We start from the raw sequence: 1568 nt of genomic DNA, 5'->3' as shown, positions 1-1568 counted from the left end.
GCCATCAACACTCCCTTGCTTGAGGTAAGGCTAACCTAGCTTAGGGTGCCCTGTGCGTCAAGCACCTCCCGCACCACCTCCGCGAGGTGCTTTGCGCGACGCCCCGTGCCCTGCTCAATCTGGGTGCGGCAGGAGAATCCGTCCGCGATGACCTCCCCCGTAGCCTCGCGCACCCGCGGAAACAGCTCCCGCTCCCCCAGCTCCAGGGACATCTGGGCGTGGCCGGGTTCGAAGCCCCAGTTGCCGGCCAGGCCGCAGCAGCCGGTGGCGATCTGCTCCTCCTCCACCCCCAGGGCCCGGAGGATGGCCGCCGAATGCTCCGGCTGGCCCGCACTCCGCTCATGGCAATGCACCTGCGTCAACGCCTGCAGACCCTGCGCCGAGACCCCGGCCTCGGCGAGCTTCGGTGCCACCAGCTCCGCCCAGGAGACGGTGGCGGCGGCCAACCTGGAAATGTCGGGATCGGGGGTGAGGGAGGGGGCGTCGATAAGCATGGCGGTGCAGGAGGGCTCGACGGCGACCACGGGCAGTCCGCGATCGAGATACGGGCGCATGACGCGCGCGGTGCGGGCGAGCACGCGGCGGACCATGCCGAGCTGGCCGGTGGAATGCCAGGTCAGGCCGCAGCAGACGAAGCCGGTGGGGATCTCCACGCGGTAGCCGAGGCGCTCGAGAACGTCCACGGCGGCCTGCGCGGCGCTCGGATCCATTCGCGAAAAGCTGTCGGGCCACAGAACGACGGGAGTGCCCTCGTTTGCGGCGGCGCGCACCCGCCCGCGACGCATCCGCGGCAGCGGGCGTCCCGGATCCAGGCCGAGGATCCACGCCATCCCCGGCAGACGCAGCAGGAACCCCGGCAAGGGAAAACGCAGCAGCAGCGGCAGCCAGCCCAGCACGTAATGGGCGCGGGGGCGCAGGCCGCGGTGGTGTTCGTGGAGGAACTCGGCCTTGTACGTGGCCATGTCCACGCCGACCGGGCATTCGCTGGCGCACGCCTTGCACGACAGGCACAGGTCGAGGGCGTCGCGCACCTCCGTGGCGGCGAAACCATCGAGGGTCTCGCCGCGCATTGCCTCGGACAGCAGGCGGGCGCGACCGCGGGTGGAATGGACCTCATCATGGGTGATCTGGAAGGACGGGCACATCGCACCCGTCATCGAGCGGCAGGAACCGACGCCCACGCAGCGATTGACGGCATTGACCAGCGATCCGCGATCCCCCTCCAGGGCGTGCACCGGTCTGATCTCGTGCCGCCGCTGCCACGGCCCCATCCGCAGCCCCTCCCCGAAATCGTCGGCCCACACGAGTACGCCGGGATTGAACACGCGCTCGGGATCGAACATCAGCTTGAACTGCTCGAACACATCGCGCAGCGCCGGCGAGTACATCTGCCGCAGCAGGGAGGAACGCGCGCGCCCGTCACCATGTTCCCCCGAGAGGCTGCCGTCGTGCTCGGTGACCAGGCGGGCGGCGTCGCGCATGAAGCGTCGGAAGGTGCGCAGGCCTTCCTCGGAGTCGAAATCGAAACTGATGCGCACGTGCACGCAGCCCTCGCCGAAGTGCCCGAA

General features: G+C 69.5%; 1 protein-coding gene. It reads right to left on the bottom strand.

What is annotated here, in order from left to right; translation table 11 throughout:
• Positions 1-35: 35 nt before the first annotated feature.
• On the bottom strand, positions 36-1568 hold a 1533-nt coding region (locus Q4F73_RS12495), incomplete at its 5' end, for a (Fe-S)-binding protein (RefSeq protein ID WP_303359662.1).

It is taken from the genome of Corynebacterium sp. (genome assembly GCF_030535495.1).
GTDB lineage: Bacteria > Actinomycetota > Actinomycetes > Mycobacteriales > Mycobacteriaceae > Corynebacterium.
Note: the sequence above shows the minus strand (reverse complement) of the source record. Positions and strands in the feature narration are given on the sequence as shown.